The 19,511-nt window shown below is 74.4% G+C and carries 17 protein-coding genes; 11 read left to right on the forward strand and 6 right to left on the reverse strand.

What is annotated here, in order from left to right:
• Positions 1–45: 45 nt before the first annotated feature.
• Both E4U92_RS04080 and E4U92_RS04085 read right to left on the reverse strand, forming a co-directional pair.
• Entirely contained in the window at positions 46–468 is a 423-nt protein-coding gene (locus E4U92_RS04080; protein WP_137298849.1) for an SCO4983 family protein, read from the reverse strand.
• Positions 469–575: 107 nt separating this feature from the next.
• The gene (locus tag E4U92_RS04085) at positions 576–1,787 is read right to left on the reverse strand and encodes a pyridoxal phosphate-dependent aminotransferase (protein WP_137298850.1); all 1,212 of its coding nucleotides are present in this window, start codon (positions 1,785–1,787) and stop codon (positions 576–578) included.
• Between the two features lie 126 nt (positions 1,788–1,913).
• On the opposite strand from E4U92_RS04085, the gene E4U92_RS04090 reads away from it, so the two are divergent.
• Both E4U92_RS04090 and E4U92_RS04095 read left to right on the forward strand, forming a co-directional pair.
• The gene (locus tag E4U92_RS04090; RefSeq protein ID WP_137298851.1) at positions 1,914–2,540 is read left to right on the forward strand and encodes a hypothetical protein; all 627 of its coding nucleotides are present in this window, start codon (positions 1,914–1,916) and stop codon (positions 2,538–2,540) included.
• Positions 2,541–2,666: 126 nt separating this feature from the next.
• Positions 2,667–3,539, forward strand: coding sequence for a trypsin-like serine peptidase (locus tag E4U92_RS04095; RefSeq protein ID WP_137298852.1), 873 nt, complete (start codon positions 2,667–2,669; stop codon positions 3,537–3,539).
• An 11-nt stretch (positions 3,540–3,550) separates the two neighbouring features.
• Here the strand turns inward: E4U92_RS04095 and E4U92_RS04100 are convergent, their stop codons facing one another.
• Both E4U92_RS04100 and E4U92_RS04105 read right to left on the reverse strand, forming a co-directional pair.
• Positions 3,551–5,164, reverse strand: coding sequence for an N-acyl-D-amino-acid deacylase family protein (locus E4U92_RS04100; protein ID WP_137298853.1), 1,614 nt, complete (start codon positions 5,162–5,164; stop codon positions 3,551–3,553).
• Positions 5,165–5,176: 12 nt separating this feature from the next.
• A complete protein-coding gene (locus E4U92_RS04105) occupies positions 5,177–6,442 on the reverse strand; it encodes an amino acid deaminase (RefSeq protein WP_137298854.1) in 1,266 nt (421 codons plus the stop codon).
• Positions 6,443–6,657: 215 nt separating this feature from the next.
• Here E4U92_RS04105 and E4U92_RS04110 point away from each other — a divergent pair, with 215 nt between their 5' ends.
• The 5 genes from E4U92_RS04110 (at position 6,658) to E4U92_RS04130 (ending at position 11,164) form a co-directional block, all read left to right on the forward strand.
• Complete coding sequence (locus E4U92_RS04110) at positions 6,658–7,665, forward strand: sugar kinase (protein ID WP_137298930.1); 1,008 nt, start codon at positions 6,658–6,660, stop codon at positions 7,663–7,665.
• Positions 7,662–8,423 (forward strand): IclR family transcriptional regulator, encoded by a 762-nt coding sequence (locus tag E4U92_RS04115; protein WP_137298855.1) that lies wholly within the window; start codon positions 7,662–7,664, stop codon positions 8,421–8,423. The genes E4U92_RS04110 and E4U92_RS04115 overlap by 4 nt, the downstream gene beginning before the upstream one ends.
• Positions 8,420–8,830: a RidA family protein gene (locus E4U92_RS04120; RefSeq protein ID WP_137298856.1), complete on the forward strand. Its 411-nt coding sequence runs from the start codon at positions 8,420–8,422 to the stop codon at positions 8,828–8,830. The genes E4U92_RS04115 and E4U92_RS04120 overlap by 4 nt, the downstream gene beginning before the upstream one ends.
• A 126-nt stretch (positions 8,831–8,956) precedes the next feature.
• Positions 8,957–10,435 (forward strand): GntP family permease, encoded by a 1,479-nt coding sequence (locus E4U92_RS04125; RefSeq protein ID WP_137298857.1) that lies wholly within the window; start codon positions 8,957–8,959, stop codon positions 10,433–10,435.
• Positions 10,436–10,495: 60 nt separating this feature from the next.
• Positions 10,496–11,164 carry a hypothetical protein gene (locus E4U92_RS04130; RefSeq protein WP_137298858.1) on the forward strand — a complete coding sequence of 223 codons (669 nt, stop codon included), beginning with the start codon at positions 10,496–10,498 and terminating at the stop codon, positions 11,162–11,164.
• A gap of 16 nt (positions 11,165–11,180) precedes the next feature.
• On the opposite strand, the gene E4U92_RS04135 is transcribed toward E4U92_RS04130, so the two are convergent.
• The gene (locus E4U92_RS04135; RefSeq protein ID WP_137298859.1) at positions 11,181–12,527 is read right to left on the reverse strand and encodes a M14 family metallopeptidase; all 1,347 of its coding nucleotides are present in this window, start codon (positions 12,525–12,527) and stop codon (positions 11,181–11,183) included.
• A gap of 298 nt (positions 12,528–12,825) precedes the next feature.
• On the opposite strand from E4U92_RS04135, the gene E4U92_RS04140 reads away from it, so the two are divergent.
• The 4 genes from E4U92_RS04140 to E4U92_RS04155 all read left to right on the forward strand — a co-directional run bounded on the left by E4U92_RS04140 (position 12,826) and on the right by E4U92_RS04155 (position 18,191).
• Positions 12,826–15,261 (forward strand): ATP-binding protein, encoded by a 2,436-nt coding sequence (locus E4U92_RS04140; protein WP_137298860.1) that lies wholly within the window; start codon positions 12,826–12,828, stop codon positions 15,259–15,261.
• Between the two features lie 24 nt (positions 15,262–15,285).
• Complete coding sequence (locus E4U92_RS04145; RefSeq protein ID WP_137298861.1) at positions 15,286–16,194, forward strand: MEDS domain-containing protein; 909 nt, start codon at positions 15,286–15,288, stop codon at positions 16,192–16,194.
• A 93-nt stretch (positions 16,195–16,287) separates the two neighbouring features.
• Entirely contained in the window at positions 16,288–16,779 is a 492-nt protein-coding gene (locus E4U92_RS04150; RefSeq protein WP_137298862.1) for an ATP-binding protein, read from the forward strand.
• A gap of 89 nt (positions 16,780–16,868) precedes the next feature.
• Positions 16,869–18,191, forward strand: coding sequence for an Nramp family divalent metal transporter (locus tag E4U92_RS04155; protein ID WP_137298863.1), 1,323 nt, complete (start codon positions 16,869–16,871; stop codon positions 18,189–18,191).
• 14 nt (positions 18,192–18,205) lie between these two features.
• On the opposite strand, the gene E4U92_RS04160 is transcribed toward E4U92_RS04155, so the two are convergent.
• Positions 18,206–19,462, reverse strand: a complete 1,257-nt coding sequence (locus E4U92_RS04160; protein ID WP_137298864.1) for a hypothetical protein — start codon at positions 19,460–19,462, stop codon at positions 18,206–18,208.
• Positions 19,463–19,511: the final 49 nt, after the last annotated feature.

Raw genomic sequence — 19,511 nt, forward strand, 5'->3', positions numbered from 1 at the left:
GTGCACGCGGACCGGGGCCGTCAGGGGGATCCCGGGTGACCGGGATCAGCCGGCGGGACTCAGCGACCGCGCCCCGGCCAGCGCAGCGCCGTGCGCGTCCATGCGCTCCGCCGCCAGGATCGCCGCCGCCGTGTCCGCGCGGGACGCCGCGACGACCAGGGCGCGCCCCGCCAGCGCGTGGGCCCGGCGGTGCAGGGACGGCGCGTCGGCCGCGCGGCCGGAGCCCGCCGCGCGCACCGGCGGACGGCCGCCCCGCAGCCGTGCCACCTGCCCGGCGAGCCGCTCACCGGCGGCGTCCAGGTCGGCCGACGGCGCCAGGGCCCGCAGCTCGTCGGTGACGGCGAGCAGCGCGGCGAGGTGGCCCGAGAGCTGGATGTCCAGCTCCTCCTCGCGGGAGCGGTGGGGGAAGTCGGAGGGCGTGCCGGCCACCGTGCTGTGCACCGACTTGGTGCGGATCGGTTCGTACATGGATGGCCTCCCAGTGCTTCAGGAAGACATCCTAGCTTAGATTCTGTCTAAAGTTGAGCTGTCCACAAAAGCGGAACCGTCCCGCCCGCTCGGCGGGGACGGGTGCCTCAGGTCTGGCCGTAGCCGTCCAGGAAGCGCCCGATGCGTCCCACCGCGTCCCGCAGGTCCGTCACCGTCGGCAGGGTCACCACCCGGAAGTGGTCCGGCTCGGGCCAGTTGAACCCGGTGCCCTGCACGACCATGATCTTCTCGCTGCGCAGCAGGTCGAGGACCATCTGCCGGTCGTCCTTGATCTTGAACACCGTGGGGTCGAGGCGCGGGAAGAGGTACAGCGCGCCCTTGGGCCGCACACAGGTCACCCCGGGGATCCGGGTCAGCAGCTCGTACGCCGTGTCCATCTGCTCCTTCAGGCGCCCGCCGGGCAGGACCAGGTCGTTGATCGTCTGCCGTCCGCTGAGCGCGGCGACCACCCCGTGCTGTCCCGGCATGTTCGCGCACAGGCGCATGTTCGCCAGGATGGTCAGGCCCTCGATGTAGGAGTCGGCGTGCGCCCGCGGGCCGGAGATCGACATCCAGCCGACCCGGTAGCCGGCCACCCGGTACGCCTTCGACATGCCGTTGAAGGTGAGGGTGAGCAGGTCGGGGGCGACCGCGGCGGTGGGCGTGTGCCGGGCGCCGTCGTAGAGGATCTTGTCGTAGATCTCGTCGGAGCAGACCAGCAGGTTGTGGCGGCGGGCGATGTCGGTCAGGCCCTTGAGCACCGCCTCGTCGTACACCGCGCCCGTGGGGTTGTTCGGGTTGATGATGACGATGGCCTTGGTGCGGTCGGTGACCTTGCGCTCGACGTCCGCGAGGTCCGGCATCCAGTCGGACTGCTCGTCGCAGCGGTAGTGCACCGCCGTGCCGCCGGACAGGGAGACGGCCGCCGTCCACAGGGGGTAGTCCGGGGCGGGGACCAGCACCTCGTCGCCGTCGTCCAGCAGGCCCTGCATCGCCATCACGATCAGCTCGGAGACGCCGTTGCCGATGAAGACGTGCTCGACGTCCGTCTCGATGCCGAGGGTCTGGTTGTGCATGACGACCGCGCGGCGGGCCGCGAGCAGGCCCTTGGCGTCGCCGTAGCCGTGGGCGGTGGAGACGTTGCGGAGGATGTCCTCGAGGATCTCCGGCGGACAGTCGAAGCCGAAGGCGGCCGGGTTGCCGGTGTTCAGCTTGAGGATGCGGTGACCCGCCGCTTCCAGCCGCATCGCCTCCTCGAGCACCGGACCCCGGATCTCGTAACAGACGTTGGCGAGCTTCGTGGACTGGATCACCTGCATGTCTGGGAGCTTACGGCCCGCTCCCGGGTCCCGCGGCGTGTTTTCCGCCACGTGAGACGCGGCGGTTCGGGGGGATATGTCCCACCGCTGTCCCACAGGCCCCTCCCGTCCCTACAATGCGCGTTCATGCCAAACCCGTCCGACGTTCCCCCCGGCCAGAACGGTGGGAACGTCTACCTGCCGCACACCGCCGAGGCCCCCTCGTACGAGGAGTACGCCGACCCGGCGGCGGCCCACGGCTGGGCGGGCTCGGCCTACGACGACACGCGTGAACTGCCCCGTCTCGCGCCGGAACCCGGCGCGGGCGGGCGGGCGGAGCGGCGGCGGGCCCGCCGGCGGGCCACCGGGTGGCGCTCGCGCCGGGGCGTCGTGACGGCGGGCGCCGTGGGCGCGGTGTCGGTGGCCGCGCTGGTGGCGGGCGTCTCCCTCTCGGGGTCCTCGTCCGGCGGCGGCAGCGAGAGCAGGCCGACCGGCGGGACGCTGTCGGCGTCCGAGAGCGCGGCGCCGTCCGGGCCGCCGTCCGCGACCGGCACCCCGACGACCACCCGATCGAGTGAGGCGGCCCCCTCCCGCCCGAGCGACCCGCCCCCCACCCCGTCCCCGAGCACCCCAGCCCGGCACCAGGCACAGCCCACCCCGTCCCCCTCTTCTCCACCCTCACCGTCGACGTCGGCCCCGGCCACCGACTCCCCGTCCTCGTCCTGGACACCGGGCCGGGGGAACGGCCGGGGCAAGGGGTGGAAGAGGCGGTAGCGGAAGAGACCCCCCGGCCGAAAACGGCTCCTTGTCGCGGACCCTCTGGGCGCTAACAATGCGCATGACAAATCTGTGGGCGGCTCGAAGATCTCCGGTCGCCCCCGTCGCTAGAGGGGACCCCACATGAGAAAGCCTCTCGTCGCCGCGTTCTTCGCCCTGGCCATCGCCGGGGCGGGTGCGGCACCCGCGGTCGCCGCTCCCTCCGGAGCGCCCGCGGACACGGCCGGTGCCCAGCGGGCCAAGGCCGCGTCACCCACCCTGCAGGCGGTGAACTTCGCCGGGACCGTCTCGCTCAGCAACTGTTCCGGCTCGGTGATCCGCTTCCCCGCCTCCGTGGACACCGACCCCGCGCTGGTGCTGACCAACGGCCACTGCCTGGAGACCGGCTTCCCGTCGCCCGGCCAGGTCATCACCGGCCAGTCCTCCACCCGCAGCTTCGGGCTGCTGAACTCCGCCGGCACCCGGGTCGGCACGCTGCGCGCCAACCAGGTCGTCTACTCGACCATGACCGACACGGACGTGACGATCTACCGCACCACCACCACGTACGCGTCGATCCGCGGCACCTACGGCATCAACGCCCTCACCGTGCAGGACACCCACCCCGTCGCCGGCACCGCGATCACCGTGGCCTCCGGGTACTGGAAGCGGCTGTACAACTGCAACATCGACGGCTTCGTGTACCGGCTCAAGGAGGGCGACTGGACCTGGAAGGACTCGGTCCGCTACACCTCCGCCTGCAACACCATCGGCGGCACCTCCGGCTCGCCGGTGATCGACCAGTCCACCGGCAAGGTCGTCGCCGTCAACAACACCGGCAACGAGGACGGCGAGCGCTGCACGGTGAACAACCCGTGCGAGGTCGACCAGAACGGCACGGTGACGGTCCGTCAGGGCATCAACTACGCCGAGGAGACCTACCAGATCCCGGCCTGCTTCACCACGGGCAACCGGCTCAACCTGAGCGCGAGCGGCTGCACCCTGCCCAAGCCGTAGGACGCCGACGGCTAGGGGTGGGCGGTCCGCCGCACCGCCCGCCCGGCCAGGACGTCCGTGCGCCGCCCGTCCTCGATCACGAAGCGCCCGTCCACCAGGACGTGCGGGATGCCCACGGGCAGCGCCCGGGGATCGTCGTAGGTGGCGCCCGCCGCCACCGTCGCCGGGTCGAACAGGACCAGGTCGGCCCGGTACCCCTCGCGCACCAGCCCGCGGTCCGGCAGCCGCAGCCGGGCCGCCGGACGCCCGGTCAGGTGCGCCACGCACTCCTCCAGCGACAGCACCCCCAGCTCCCTCACGTAGTGGCCCAGGTAGCGCGGGAACGTGCCGTACGCCCGCGGGTGCGGCTTGGCGCCCCGCAGGATGCCGTCCGAGCCGCCGGTGTGCACCCGGTGGCGCATGATCGCGCGGACGTTCTCCTCGTGGCCCACGTGCTGCAGGATCGTCGGCGCCAGCCGGTCCTCCCGCAGCAGCCGCCGCGCCGTCACCCACGGCTCCTCGCCGCGCTCGCGCGCCGCCCCCAGGACCGTGCGGCCCACGTACGGCGCCAGGGCCGGGTCGGTCACGCCCGAGATCTCCACGGTGTCCCAGTCGACCGGCACGCCGTGGCAGCCGTCCGAGCCGACGACCTCCAGGTCGTACCGGATGCGCTCCGCCGTCGCCTCGTCGGCCAGCCGCCGCAGCACCTCCTGCGGGCCGCCCTCGCTCGCCCAGCTCGGCAGCAGCGCGGCCAGCGTGGTGCAGCCCGGGGTGTACGGGTAGGTGTCGAGGCTGATGTCGGCGCCCTCGGCGAGCGCCCGGTCGAGCAGCGCGAGCAGCTCGGGCGCCCGGCCCTCGTTCACACCGAAGTTCATCGTGGCGTGGGCCAGGTGCAGCGCGCAGCCCGCCTCCCGGGTCAGGGCCACCATCTCCTCGTACGCCTCCAGGGCGCCCGCCCCGTAGGAGCGGTGGTGCGGGCAGTAGTAGCCGCCGTAGCGCGCCACCACCCGGCACAGCTCGGTGAGTTCGGCGTCGCGGGCGTACATGCCGGGCGTGTACGTCAGTCCCGACGACAGGCCCACGGCGCCCTCCTCCAGGCCCTGGGCGACCAGCGCGCGCATCCGGTCCAGCTCCGCGGGCGTCGCCGCGCGGTCCTCCCAGCCGACGACGAGCGCGCGCACGGTGCCCTGCGGGATCAGGTACGCGGCGTTCACCGCGATCCCGCGGTCGAGCCGGTCCAGGTACTCGCCGACCGAGCGCCAGTCGAAGTCGACGTCGTCGCCGGGCCCGTTCCAGCCGGCGATCGCCCGGCGCACCGCGGTGAGCGTGCGGTCGTCCACGGGCGCGTACGACAGCCCGTCCTGGCCGAGCACCTCCAGGGTGACGCCCTGCGCGGCCTTCGCGCTGTGGTCGGGGTCGCGCAGCAGGGCCAGGTCGCTGTGCGCGTGCATGTCGATGAAGCCGGGGGACAGGACCAGGCCCTCCGCGTCCAGCTCCCGCACCGCGTCCGGGCGCTGGCAGCCGGCGGCGGCCGCCTCCTTGACGATCGCGACGATCCGGCCGCCGTCGACCACCACGTCGGCGCGGTAGGAGTCCGCGCCGGTGCCGTCGACGACGTCGGCGTCCCGGATGACCAGGTCCTCCATGGCGGGCTCCTCTCAGAAGAAGGTACGGATGTAGTCGACCACGGTGCCGTCCGCCTCGGCGAGGGGGATCAGCGGCCACTTGTCGAACGACGTGCACGGGTGGGACAGGCCGAGCCCGACCCAGTCGCCGACCTCCAGGTCCGCCTCCGGGCCGGTGCGCAGCCAGGTGTGCTGGTCGGACAGGGCGGTGACCTCGACGCCGGCGGCCGGGCGCTCGGTGCCGTCCCGCCGCACCACCTGGGCGACGGGCAGGTCCAGGTCGTACGCGGCGTCGCGCTTGCCCGCGTTGAGGAACGCCTGCTCCGGGGACGGCCGGGAGACGACCTGCGCCCACAGCCGGAACGCGGGCTCCAGCGCGCCCTCCTCGGGCACCCGGTTGAACGGGGTCAGCCGCCGGTAGTGCCCGTCGTCGTGCGAGACGTACGCGCCCGAGCGCAGCAGCCTCAGCACCGGCGCGGACAGGGCGGGGACCGAGGCGAACACGTCGGCGACCGCGTCGAACCAGGCGCTGCCGCCCGCGCTCACGACGATCTCGTCCAGGCCCGCGAACCGTCCCGCCGCGTCGAAGCCGGCGGCCAGGCCGACCAGTTGCCGCAGCCAGGCGCGCACCCGCTCCGGCGTCGCCCGCGGCACCTCACCCTCGTAGCCCGCGACGCCCACGAGCCGCAGCGCCGGTGCGGCGGCCACCGCGTCGGCGACGGCCACGCACTCGGCCTCGGTGCGCACCCCCGTGCGGGCGCCCTCGCCGGCGGCCAGCTCCACCACGACGTCCACCGGGCGGGCCGTGCCGGTCAGCGCCGCGTCCATCAGCTCGACGCCGCGCACCGAGTCGACGTAGCAGACGAACCGGAAGTCCGGGTCGGCGGCGAGCTCGGCGGCGATCCAGCGCAGGGCCGGCGCGTCCACCAGCTCGTTGGCGAGGAACACCCGCCGGACGCCGAACGCCCGCGCCACCCGCACCTGGTGGGGCACGGCCAGCGTGATGCCCCAGGCGCCGCGCTCGAGCTGCCGCCGGAAGAGCTGGGGCGCCATGGTGGTCTTGCCGTGCGGGGCGAAGGCGAGGCCGTGCCGGGCCGCGTAGGTCTCCATCAGTGCGAGGTTGTGCTCCAGGCGCTCCGCGGACAGCGCGAGCACGGGCGTGGCGAAGCCGTCGGTGAAGAGGTTGCGGCGCCGGCGGGCCAGCTCGCCCACGGTGAGCCCGTCGGCGTCCGGGGGGAGGCCCTTGAAGCGGTGGTCGACCCGTTCGTCGGCCAGGCGGGCGACAGCGTCGCTGCTCATGGGAGCCTCCCTGATCAGGTGCGTTGCAATGTATGCAACGTTCATTGCGTATATCGCTCACCGCTGTCTAACATCTCGGCCAACGCCGGGTCAACGAACCGGCCCCGCCCACCGAAGGAGCCACGACCATCGTGACCACCCCGGCCCCCCGCCACGCACCCGGCGACGACGGCGCCCGCGCCCGCGCCCTCGACGTGGTGGCGCTCGGCGAGTCCATGGTCACGTTCCTGCCCACCCGGCCCGGCCGCCTCGCCGACGTCCCCTCCTTCGACCGGGCCATCGGCGGCGCCGAGTCCAACGTCGCCTGCATGCTGGCCGCGGCCGGGCACCGCGTGCGGTGGGTCAGCCGGGTCGGCACCGACGGCTTCGGCGACCACCTGGTGGAGACGGTCGGCTCCTACGGCGTCGACGTGACCCGCGTCCAGCGGGACCCGGACCGCCCGACCGGCGTGTACTTCCGCACCGCAGGGGACCGCGGCACCGACGCCCACGAGGTGGCGTACTACCGGGCCGGCTCGGCCGCCTCCGCGATGTCCCCGGCCACGGTCGACCTCGCGGCGGCCCGCGCCGGCCGGGTGCTGCACCTGTCGGGGATCACCGCGGCGCTGTCGGACGGCTGCCGGGAACTGCTGCACGAGCTGACGGCGCCCGGCCCCGGGCGGCCGCTGGTGTCGTTCGACGTGAACCACCGGCCGGGGCTGTGGCGGTCGCCCGCGGACGCACGGGAACTGCTGGAGCTGGCCCGCCGGGCGGACATCGTGTTCGTGGGTGCCGACGAGGCCCGGGACGCGTGGGGCCTGCACGGCGCACGCGCCATCGCGGAGGCCCTCCCGGAACCGGCCCTCCTGGTCGTCAAGCTGGGCAGGGGCGGCGCGGTCGTGCTCGACAAGGAACCCCCGAAGGACGCGGAGGACGCCACCGGCACCGCCACCCTCGTGCGTCCCCCGCGGGTCGACGTGGTCGCGGCGGTCGGCGCCGGTGACGCCTTCGCCGCCGGTTTCCTCTCCGCCACCCTGCGCGGGCTCCCCCTCACCGCCCGCCTGCGCCACGGCCACCTGTGGGCCGCCGCCGCCCTCACCACCCCCGGCGACCTCGCCGCGCCGCCCGGCCGCGCCCACGCCGACCGGCTCGCCGCCGTCGACGACACGGCATGGGGGACACTTCGACTCGGCCCCGGCTGGACGCACGCCGAGCAGGCCGAGGAGGAGGGAGCCACCCCATGAGCCAGACCGTCGACCGCGCGCTGAGCATCCTGCCGCTGCTCGCCGAGGGCCCCGCCGACCTCGGGCAGGTCGCCGAGCGCCTCGGCGTCCACAAGTCCACCGCCCTGCGCCTGCTGCGCACCCTGCACGAACACGGCTTCGTCTACCGCCAGTCCGACCAGCGCTACCGCCTCGGCGCCCGCCTCTTCGCCCTCGCCCAGGAGGCGATGGAGAACCTCGACATCCGCGAGATCGCCCATCCGCACCTGGTCCGCCTCAACGAGACCTGCGGGCACACCGTCCACCTCGCCGTGCACGAGGAGGGCGAGGTGCTCTACATCGACAAGGTCGACAGCCGCTACCCGGTGCGCATGTACTCCCGGATCGGCAAGCCCGTCGCCATCACGGTCGCCGCCGTCGCCAAGCTGCTCCTCGCCGACCTGCCCGAACCCGAGCGGCGCGCCGTCGCCGAGAAGCTCGACTACCCCCTCTACACGGCCCGTTCGACGCCGAACGCCGACGCGTTCCTCCGGGAGCTCGCCAAGGTGCGCGAACAGGGCTGGGCCACCGACCTCGGCGGCCACGAGGAGTCCATCAACTGCGTCGCCGCCCCCGTCCGCGGCGCGGACGGCCGGGTGGTCGCCGCGATGTCGGTGTCCGCGCCGAACGTCGTCGTCACCTCCGACGAACTCCTCGCCCTGCTGCCGCTGGTCCGCCGCACCGCGGACGCCATCAGCGGCGAGTACTCCGGAAGAACGCCAGTAAAGGACCCCGCATGACCGACAAGACCGCGCTGACCCCCGCCACCCACACCACCCCGCCGGCGAAGTTCTCGCACGGGGTGCGCAAGGGCAACATCCTCCAGGTCGCCGGCCAGGTCGGCTTCCTGCCCGCCGAGGAGGGCAAGGCCCCGACCCCGGCCGGCCCCACCCTGCGCGAGCAGACCCTCCAGACCCTCGCCAACGTCAAGGCGATCCTCGAGGAGGGCGGCGCGAGCTGGGACGACGTGATGATGATCCGCGTCTACCTCACCGACGTGGACCACTTCGCCGAGATGAACGAGATCTACAACGCCTACTTCGAGGAGCAGGGCCTCACCCAGCCGCCCGCCGCCCGCACGACCGTCTACGTCGGTCTGCCCGCCGGCCTCCTCATCGAGATCGACGCGCTCGCCGTCCTCGGCTGAGCCACCGCTCCCCCTCCCTCCCCCCCGCTGTACGACGGCGCGGCGCCCCCGCCCGGGGCGCCGCGCCGCGATGCCCCCTGCCCGAAAGCTCCATGCACTTACCCCAGTCACGCAGAGGACCCCCGTATGTCCCTCCCGCTCGCCGCGCCCGCCCCCGCCGCGACCCCACCGCACACCGGTGGCCTGCTCCTGCTCCTCGACGGCACCCCCGGACTGCTCACCGTCGCCGCCGTCGGCATCGCGCTGCTGCTGTTCCTGATCATCAAGGTCAGGCTCCAGCCGTTCGTCGCGCTGCTCGCCGTCTCCATAGCCGTCGGCCTGCTGGCCGGCCTGTCGGTGACCGAGCTCTTCGGCACCGTGCAGCGCTCCGACGCCGTCTCCACCATCGAGTCCGGCATGGGCGGCATCCTCGGCCACGTCGCCGTCATCATCGGCCTGGGCACGATGCTCGGCGCGGTCCTCGAAGTCAGCGGCGGCGCCGAGGTGCTGGCCTCCCGGCTGCTCGCCCTCTTCGGCGAACGGCGCGCCCCGCTCGCCATGGGCCTGACCGGCCTGATCTTCGGCATCCCGGTCTTCTTCGACGTCGGCATCTTCGTCCTCGCGCCGATCGTCTACGCGGCCGCCAAGCGGGGCGGCAAGTCGATCCTGCTGTACTGCCTGCCGCTGCTCGCGGGCCTGTCGATGACCCACGCCTTCCTGCCCCCGCACCCCGGCCCGGTGGCCGCCGCCGGACTGCTGCACGTCGACCTCGGCTGGGTCATCCTGATGGGCGTCGTCTGCGGCATCCCCGCCGTGCTGGCCGCCTGGGCCTGGTCCGCCTGGATCGGGCGCCGCATCTTCGTCGCCGTGCCGCAGGACATGGTGGAGGCCGCGGCCGACGCCAGGCAGGCCGTCCTGGACGAGCAGCGGGCCTCGGGTGTGGAGCCCCGTGAGGCGCCGGTGCCGCTCGGCACGGTCCTCGCCATCATCGGTACGCCGCTGGTGCTCATCCTCGCCGCGACGTTCTCCTCGATCGCCCTCGACCCCTCCACGGGCCGCTCGGTCATCGAGTTCTTCGGGCACCCCTTCGTCGCCCTGACCATCGCCCTGCTGCTGGCCTACTACCTGCTGGGCATCCGGCGCGGCTGGTCCCGCAAGTCCCTGGAGACGGTGTCCACGGCCTCGCTGAAGCCGATCGGCAACATCCTGCTGGTCGTCGGCGCGGGCGGCGTCTTCGGCGCCGTGCTGAAGGCGAGCGGGGTGGCGCAGGCCCTGTCCGACACCTTCCACGACGTCGGCCTGCCGGTGATCGTCCTGGCGTACCTGATCTCCCTGGTGCTGCGGGTCGCCCAGGGGTCGGCGACGGTCGCGATCGTCACCACGGCCGGCATCGTGGCGCCGCTGCTGGCGGAGAGCCACCACTCGCAGGCCTTCACGGCCCTGGTGATCATGGCCATCTCGGCGGGGTCCATCTTCGCCTCGCACGTCAACGACGGCGGCTTCTGGATGGTGGCCAAGTACTTCGGCATCAGCGAGCGGGACACCCTGAAGACCTGGACGGTGCTGGAGAGCGTGCTGTCGGTCGCCGGGTTCGTGGTGGCCGCGACCGTCAGCCTCGTGGTGTGACCGGGTGGTTCGTGTAGGAGTCTGATAACGAAGTCGGGGCTGGCTGTGTACGGCACAGGAATGTCGACCATACTGCCCGCTGTGGAGCAGCGCAGAGGTTCGAGCAGCCAGCCCCTGAAGGCCGTGCCCGTGAAGGGCGCCGGTTTCGACCCGGCCTTCATCCCCGGGCTCACCGCCCCGGCCGGTGAACTGCCGGAGGACGCACGGCCGCAGGAGGCCGGCCCCGACGGGAAGGCCGAGGCGGCAGCCGCGGCCCCGGCCCCGGCCGCCGCCGCCGAGGCGAGCGACAAGGCCCCGGGAGCCGCGGGGACGCCGGAGCCCGAGGACACCGACGCGGCGGTCGAGGCCGACGGTCCTGACGGGACGGACGAGCCCGCCGCGACCGCCGTGGCCGACGACGGCGGAAGAGCCGACGCCGAGGCCGACGCCGACGGTGAACCCGCCGGCGACGGCCCGGTGTTCGAGGCCGCCGACCGGCGTGCCCGGATCGTCGCCGACCGCCGGGGCGTCCGCCTGGCCCTCGACGACCAGGGCTGCGAGTTCCGCTGGGACGAGATCGGCGCGGTGGAGACGGAGACCGCCCGCTTCGGCAAGCGGTTCACCGTCACGGTCCACACGCCCGACAGCCGCTGGTACCCGATCGAGATCGAGGCGAAGGCCAGGTCCGACTTCAAGCAGTGGGAGGAGCAGTTGGACGCGGTCCTCGACGCCTACTTCGAGGCCGAGTGACCGACGGCCGGGAGCCTCACTGGCCGCAGTACTGCTGGGCCTTGCCGATGGACCGGTACATGCAGTCGGCGTTCTCCAGCAGTTGCAGCACCGCGTCCCGGTTGCGTGCCGTCTCCCGCTCGATCACCTCGTCGGGCGGGTAGAAGCCGCCGCCGGAACTGGACGTCGGGTACATCTCGAAGGTGTACGAGAAGATCTTCTGCGTGCCCCAGAGGTAGTCGTCGATGGACCCGTCGGTGATGTACAGGTCGCTGGACTGCTCCGGGGTGTAGCCGTTGCTCGCGGCCATCTTCTGCCCGACGGCCTTGAACGCCGCGTTGTCGTCGGCCGTCATGCCGGTCGTGGTGTCGGAGTACGTGTACCCGAAGGGCCACAGCACCAGTTCGCTGTAGGTGTGGAAGTCGATCCCGGCCGTGATCTGCTGCTTGCCCCCGACGACCCGGCTGCGCACGAAGTCGGCGACCACCTTCACCTCGGGCGCCGACTCGGCGGACGCCCCGCGGTAGGTCTCGGACGAGGTGGAGCCGGAGGAGCCGCCGCAGCAGCCCCAGCGGTAGTTCCAGTTGCGGTTGAGGTCCGTGCCGACGTACGAGGAGCCCGAGTTGGGCTGCCGGTTCTTGCGCCAGGAGCGGTAGGAGCCGGTCGCGATGTCGTACTCGCCGCCGTCCGGGTTGAGGTCGGGGACGATCCAGATCTCACGGCCGTCGACCATGGCGGTGATCCGCGGGTCCGTGCCGTACCCGTTGCCGAACTCGCGGATCAGGTACAGCGCCATCTCCACGGTCAGGTGCTCACGGGCGTGCTGGTGGTGGGTGAACAGCACCTCGGGCTCGGCCTCGTCGGTGGCCACGTTGTCGCTGATCTTGACGGCGACGATGTCACGGCCCTGGTAGGACCGGCCGATCACGCGCTTGCTCATGATGCCGGGGTGGGCGGCGACGGCCTGGTCGATCTGCGCGGTCGTCTCGGCGTAGTTGTGGTACCGGGAGTCGGCCGATGGGAAGTCGTACAGCCGCGTCTCACCGGCGGCCGACCGGTCGGGCGCGGAGGCCGCGGGTGTCACGGGGGTCACGTCGTAGCCGAGCCGGCGCAGCGCGCGGGCCTGGTCGGCGCGTCCGGAGACCACCACGGTCTCCTCGTCGGCCTCGTCGACGCTCACCCCGGCCGCGGCGATCGCGGTCCGGGTGACGGGGGTGTTGTGGCCGACGTGGATCTCGTACTGCCGTACGTCGTCGGCGGTGGGCGCGGGTGCGCGTCCCGAGGCCGCCGTCGCCGACACGGTCGCCGAGACCGGGGCCGCGAGGGCGAGGGACATGAGCGCCGCGAGGGCGGCAGTGCGTCTGCCGCGGAGCCGGAGTCGCATGAAGTCTCCTTGTGGGAGGTGGGGTTGCTCGTGCGACGTGCAGGGGTGTGCGGGGTCCTCGTGCGGGGTCCGCTCATCGTCCGGCCATGTCATGGTCAGGTCAAGCAGGGCGGATGGTATCGGCCGGAAGGGGCCGCACCGGGCGGGGCAGTGTACGGGGGCCCGGGTGCGCCGGACGGTTCCCGGGCGAAGAGCACCCGGGGGTGTGAGCCGGGCGTGCATCCGGGTGCCGCCCGGGAGAGGGTGAAGCCCCCCACACCGCACCCACCCCCACCCCACCCCCGAGGACGGGCTGATCATGGGCGGATCGGCGCCACGCCGCGACGCGCACCTGCCGGTGGAGACCACCAGCTTCGTCGACCGGCGGGCCGAACTCGCCGAGGCGCGCGAGCTGCTGGCCCGGGCCCGGCTGGTCACCCTCACCGGGCCCGGCGGGGTCGGCAAGACCCGCCTGGCCGGCCGGATCGCCGCCCGCGTCGCCCGCGCCTTCCCCGACGGCGTGCGCTTCGTGCACCTCTCCGGCCTGCACGACCCCGCCCTCGTCCCGCTCGCCGCCGCCGACGCCCTCGGCCTGCACGACCGCTCCGGACGGCCCGTGCTGGACGCCCTCGTGGAGCGCGTACGGGACCGGCGGCTGCTCCTCGTCGTCGACAACTGCGAGCACCTGCCGGCCGCCTGCGCCGACCTCGCCGGCGCCCTGCTGCGCGGCACCACCGGCGTCCGCGTCCTCGCCACCAGCCGGCACCGGCTCGGGCTGACCGAGGAACACCTGCTGGACGTACGCCCGTTGGCCGTGCCCGACCCCGACGGTGACCTCGGCGACGCAGCGGGACACCCGGCGCTCGCCCTGTTCGCCGACCGCGCGGCCGCCGTCGTCCCCGGCTTCCGGCTGACGCCCGCCAACCGGGCGTCCGTCGCCCGGCTGTGCCGGCGCCTGGACGGGCTGCCCCTCGCCATCGAACTGGCCGCCGTCCGCCTGCGCGTCCTCGGCGTCGACCAGCTCCTGGACCGCCTCGACGACCGCTACCGGCTGCTGTCCGCCGGCAGCCCCGCCGTCCTGCCCCGGCACCGGACCCTGCGGGCCGCCGTCGACTGGAGCCACGACCTGTGCACCGCCCAGGAGCAGACGGTGTGGGCCCGGCTGTCCGTGCTGGCCGGGTCCTTCGACCTGGAGACCGCCGAAGCGGTGGGCGGCGACGGCGAACGGCTGCCCCCCGGGGACGTCCTGGAGGCCGTCGCCGGGCTCGTCGACAAGTCCGTGCTGTGCCGCGAGAGCGGACCCGACGGGGTGCGCTACCGGCTCCTGGACACCCTGCGCGACTACGGCCTGGAACGGCTGCGCGCCCGCCCCGGCGAGGAGCGCGCCGCCCGCGACCGCCAGCGGGACTGGATGCAGCGGCGCGCCGACGCCTGCGAGCGCGCCTGGTTCGGACCCGGCCAGAGCGCGGTCGCCGCCCGGCTGCGCGCCGACCGCGACAACCTGCGCGCCGCCCTCGACCACAGCCTCACCACCCCCGGCGAGGAGCGGGCCGCGCTGCGCCTCGCGGGCACCCTGTGGTTCCACTGGCACGCCTGCGGCGCCCCCCGCGAGGGCCGCTACTGGCTCGACCGGGCGCTGGACGCCGACCCCGCTCCCAGCCCCGAGCGCGCCCGCGCCCTGTGGGCCGCCGGACTCCTCGCCGGCTGCCCCGAGGACGTCACCCGGGGCCGCCGCCGCGCCGAGGAGGCCCGCGACCTGGCCCGCGCCCTCGGCGACGAGGCCGAGGCCGCGCACGCCGAGTACGTCGTCGGCGTCACCCGGCTGTTCGCCGGGGACGTCCGGGGCGCCCTGGACCACTTCCGCACCGGTGTGGCCCGCGGCCGCGTCCCCGGCCAGCACCCGAGCATGGCCGGCCTCGACCGCGTCGAACTCGCCTGCGCGCACGCCTTCCTCGGCGAGGCCGACCAGGCCATCGCGGTCTGCGAGGAGACCCGCCGCACGTGCGCCGCGCACGGCGAGCAGTGGGTGCTGTCCTACGTCGAGCGGATGCTGGCCCTCGCCCACACCGTCCGCGAGGACTGGGCACGGGCCGAACGGCACGGGCGCGAGGCGCTGCGCCTGAAGCACGCCGTGCACGACGTGGTCGGCATCGGCCTCACCCTGGACCTCCTCGCCCGCGTCGCCGCCGGACGCGCCGAGCCCGAGCGCGCCGCCGTCCTGCTGGGCGTCGCCGACCGGGTGTGGGCGGACGTCGACCCCGACCGGTGGGGCTCGGCCGACCTGACCGGCCCGCGCCGGGACAGCGAGCGGTACGCGGCCGGCGCGCTGGGCCGGGCCGCATACCGGCGGGCGTACGCGCGCGGGGCCGCGCTGCCCCTCGCGGACGCGGTCGAGCAGACGCTGCGGGACGCCGGTCCCGCCGGGGCGGACCCACCCGGCCGGCCTCCGGCCGCCCTCACCGGGGCCCCCGTCCCCGCGCGGGCCGTCCCCGCGCACCCCGCCCCGGCGCCCCGCCCGTCCGGCGCGCGTCCGTCCGGTGGCCGTCCGGCCGCGCGCCCCGCCGAGGGCGTCCGGCTCACCCGCCGCGAGGCGCAGGTCGCCGAACTCGTCGCCCAGGGGCTCGCCAACCAGCAGATCGCCGACCGCCTGGTGATCGCCCGCCGTACCGCCGAGGGCCACGTGGAACGCATCCTCGGCAAGCTCGGCTTCAGCAACCGCAGCCAGATCGCGGCCTGGGTCGCCGGCCGAAGGTGACCCCACGGCCCGGAGAGGAAGCCCATGACCACCCGACCGGTGGGACGCCCGGACGTCTTCGACCACCGCATGGCCGAGTGCGCCACCGACCCGGCCTTCCTGGCCGCGGCCCTGCCCTTCCTGGAGGAGGGGCTCGCCGCCCCCGGCGAGCCCCCGCCCGTCGCCATCGCCGCCCCCGACAAGCTGGACCTGCTGCGCGACGCGCTCGGCGGCACGGCCGCCCGGGTCGGCCTGGTCCCGCACACCGACTGGTACACCGGCTCCGCGTCCAACGCCGTGGCCCGTGCCGCCGGTCACCTCGCCGCCCACGCCGGTCCCGGCGGCCGGCTCCACCTGCTGATGGAACCCGTCTGGCAGGGCCGGGCCGGCCGCTCACCGCGCGAGAGCGCCGAGTGGATCCGCTACGAGGCCCTGGCCAACCTGCTGTTCGCCCCCCTGTCCACGACCGCGCTGTGCGTCTACGACACCCGCACCGCCGGCCGCGCCGTCGTCGAGGCGGCCCGCCGCGCCCACCCCGGTTCCGGCGTCTACACCGAGCCGGCCCGCCTCGCCGCCGAGCTGGACGCCGTACCCCTGCCGCCGCCCCCGCCCGGGGCCGAGCGGCTCGCCCGGCCGGACGTGCCCGCCGTCCGCGCCTGGGCCGAGCGGCAGGGGATGCCGGAGGCCGACGCCGAGCTGTTCGGCACGGCCGTCGGGGAGGCGGCCGCGCTGGGCCGGGTCACCGGCGCCCTGCTGTGGGGCGAGGCACCGGGCTGCGTGTGCGAACTGGCCCTCGCCCGGCGCGTCGACGACCCGCTGGCCGGCTTCGTCCCGCCCGCGGGCACCGACCTGGCACCCGGTCAGGGGCTCTGGTACGCCCGCCAGGTGTGCGCCTACGTCGACCTGCGCCCCGCCGACGACGGGGGAACGGCCGTACGCCTCCAGTACGCGTAGCCGTACCCGCGTACCCCGTGCGGCGCGCCCCGGGCAGCGAATCGGGTAGTCCTCCCCGTGTGCGCGATCCCGCGGGGAGGCCATCCTGGGCGCATGCCGGAACTCTCCGGGGGACGCCGCCCGGACCCCGACCCCCGCTACGGCGCCTACCCCCAGCCGCCCCTGGGCGCGGGCCACGCGAGCGTCGCGTACGAGCCCCGGCCCACCGCCGTCCGCGAGGCCCGCCGCGAGGTCCGCCGGCACCTGGAGGAATGGGGCCTCGGGGTGGGCGGCGACCTGGTCGAGACGGCCGAACTCCTCGTGAGCGAGCTGGCCACCAACGCGCTGCTGCACTCCGCGACCCCGTTCCGGCTGACCGTGTCCGCGGCGCACGGCGTGCTGCGCTGCGAGGTCACCGACGGCGGGCCGCGCGCCCCCCGGGCCCTCGGTGCCGGGCGCCCGCCGACCGCGGAGAGCGGGCGGGGCGTGTTCCTGGTGGAGGCGCTCGCCCGGCGCTGGGGCTGCCACCGGGAGGGGCCGGGCAAGACCGTGTGGTTCGAGCTCGGCACCTGCGGGTGCGGCGGCTGCGGCCGGCCGCGGGCTTAGGGGATGTCTCGGGGGCGCGCGGGGCGCGTCCCGGCGGGTCGGTGTACGCCCTCTTGCCGGTCCCCCTGCTTTGCGATTTCTTGGTGCACATGGCGGACACCACGGGACACCCCACGGACACCCAGGCCTCCTCCGACCCCCACCCCCCACAGCGCAGGCCCAGTTGGCGGCACATCGGACCCGGCGTCGTCGTCGCGGCCACCGGTGTCGGCGCCGGCGACCTGGTCGCCACCCTCATCGCCGGCAGCAACTTCGGGTACACGCTGCTGTGGGCCGCGGTCGTCGGCTGCCTGGTGAAGATCTCCCTGGCGGAGGCCGCCGGGCGGTGGCACCTGGCCACCGGGCGCACCCTGTTCGACGGCTGGGCGAGCCTCGGCCGGTGGACGGGCTGGTTCTTCGGCGTCTACGCGGTCGTCTGGGGCTTCGTGTACGGCGCGGCGGCGATGTCGTCGAGCGCGCTGCCCCTGCAGGCGATGTTCCCGGACGTGATGGACCTCGAGTGGTGGGGCGTCGCCTGCGGTCTGGTCGGCCTGGTGTTCGTGTGGTTCAACCGGTACGCGGTCTTCGAGAAGGTCATGACCGTCCTGGTCGGCGTCATGTTCGCGGTCACCGTCTACCTGGCGGTCCGGGTGACGCCGAACCTGCCGGACGCCCTCGCCGGCCTGCTCCCGGTCCTGCCCGACGAGAAGGACTCCGTCCTGAACACCCTCGGCCTGATCGGCGGCGTCGGCGGCACGATCACGCTCGCCGCCTACGGCTACTGGGTCAACGCCAAGGGCTGGACCGACACCGGCTGGATGCGGGTCATGCGGCTGGACAACCGCGTCGCCTACGCCACGACCGGCGTGTTCGTCGTCGCGATGCTGTTCGTCGGCGCCGAGCTGCTGCACTCCGCGAACGTCGCGATCGCGAGCGGCGACCGGGGCCTCGTGCAGCTCGGCGACATCCTGGAGGCCGAGTACGGGAGCGCCACGTCGACGTTCTTCCTCATCGGCTTCTTCGCCACGTCCTTCACCTCGCTGATCGGCGTCTGGCACGGGGTGAGCCTGATGTTCGCCGACTTCGTCGCCCGGCGGCGCGCCGCGTCGGGCGCGACCGGCGAGGAGGTCGCCTCCGGCGAGCGGGAGCGGTCGTGGCCGTTCCGCGCCTACCTGCTGTGGCTGACCTTCCCGCCGATCGTGCTGCTCTTCCAGGGCCAGCCCTTCCGCCTGGTCATCCTCTACGGCGTGCTGGGCGCGGCCTTCCTGCCGTTCCTGGCGCTGACCCTGGTCTGGCTGCTCAACTCCTCCCGCACGCCCCGCCCGTGGCGCAACGGCCCGCTGAGCAACGGCATGCTCGCCCTCGCCGCCCTGCTGTTCCTGGCTTTGTGCGTCAAGCAGGTCTGGGACCAGCCGTGGTCGGAGTTCTTCTAGGCCGTGTCTTCGGATCAGCCGAGCGCGAGCCACCGGGACGACAGGGCGATCGCCCGCAGCTGCCCCATCGTGAGCGCGGGCGTCGCCCGGGTCGCGGCGGTGGTCTGCGAGGCCGCGTTGAAGGCGCTCACGACGATCCGGCGGCCGTCGGGGCGCAGGGTGTCGACCGTCCACATGACCAGGTCGCCGCGGTCGCCGGGCCCCTGGTGCTCGGCGACCAGCGTGCCGTCGGGGAGGGTCTCGGCGCCCGAGCCGAAGAGCTCGCCCGCCACGTCGGACATGCCGGGCTGCACGTTGACCTGGACGTAGCTCGCGCCCTTGCCGTCGTCGGCCACGACGTAGGCGAACTCGCTGTCCTGGCTGCCCCGGGCGGCCACCTTCACGCCGTCGGGCATCAGCGCGGCGAGCACGCCGGCGATGCGCCAGCCGCCGGGCGCGGCCGGCGCGGCCGTCACCTCCTCGGCGGCGGGCAGCGACCCGACGGCGTCCCGCCAGGCCGGAGCGGTCGCGAGGTCCCGCAGCTCGGCAGCCGTGAGCGGTGGTTCGGGGCGGGTGACGGGCGCGTCCTTCTCCGCGGCGGCGTTCCACTCGCTGACGCTCACGTGGGCGCCGTCCGCGCTCACCAGGTCGGCCGTCCACAGTCTGGTGTCCACGCGCCGGTCGGGGTACTCGTAGCCCTTCAGCACGCGCACCACGGACCCGTCGGGCTGCCTCTCGCTGGTGCACGCGTCGTAGGCGGCGAGCACCTTGTCGGGGCACTCGGTGAGCTGCCGGGCGTCGTCCCCGCCAGGGGCGACCCGGCCGAGGCCGACGGAGAGGGCCGCCGCTCCCTTGCCGTCGTCGAAGACGAGCTGCGCGAACGGCGCGGCCGTCCGCCCTCCGGAGCCGCCTCCCCGGGCGTCGCTCACCGTGCCCTCGGGGAGCAGGCCCTTGAGCGTGGCGATCATCCGGTCGGCGGTGACCGGTGCGGCCGTGGAGGAGGCGGTGGCGGTGCGGCTTCCCGCGACCGGCGCGGGGCGCGGGGTGTCGTCCCGGTCGCCCGGCGCCAGCAGGAGCGTCCCGCCCAGGCACACGGCGGCCACCGCGGCCGTCCCGCCCGCCAGGGCCGTCCGCCGCAGCAGCCGCTTGCGCCGCCCGCGGGCCGCGCCGCCGGCCGCGAGTGCGCGGCGGTCGGCGTCGAACGCGCCGCCGGTGCGGTGCAGGGCGCGCGAGAGCCGGTCCGCGAAGGGGTCGGGGGGCGTGTCCAGGTGCGGTCCGTGGTCGACGGGCATGGGGCATCACCGTTTCGGTGGAGGAGGGGTGAGGGGGAGGGCCGGGGGC

The organism is Streptomyces galbus (assembly GCF_005280195.1).
Lineage (GTDB): Bacteria > Actinomycetota > Actinomycetes > Streptomycetales > Streptomycetaceae > Streptomyces > Streptomyces galbus.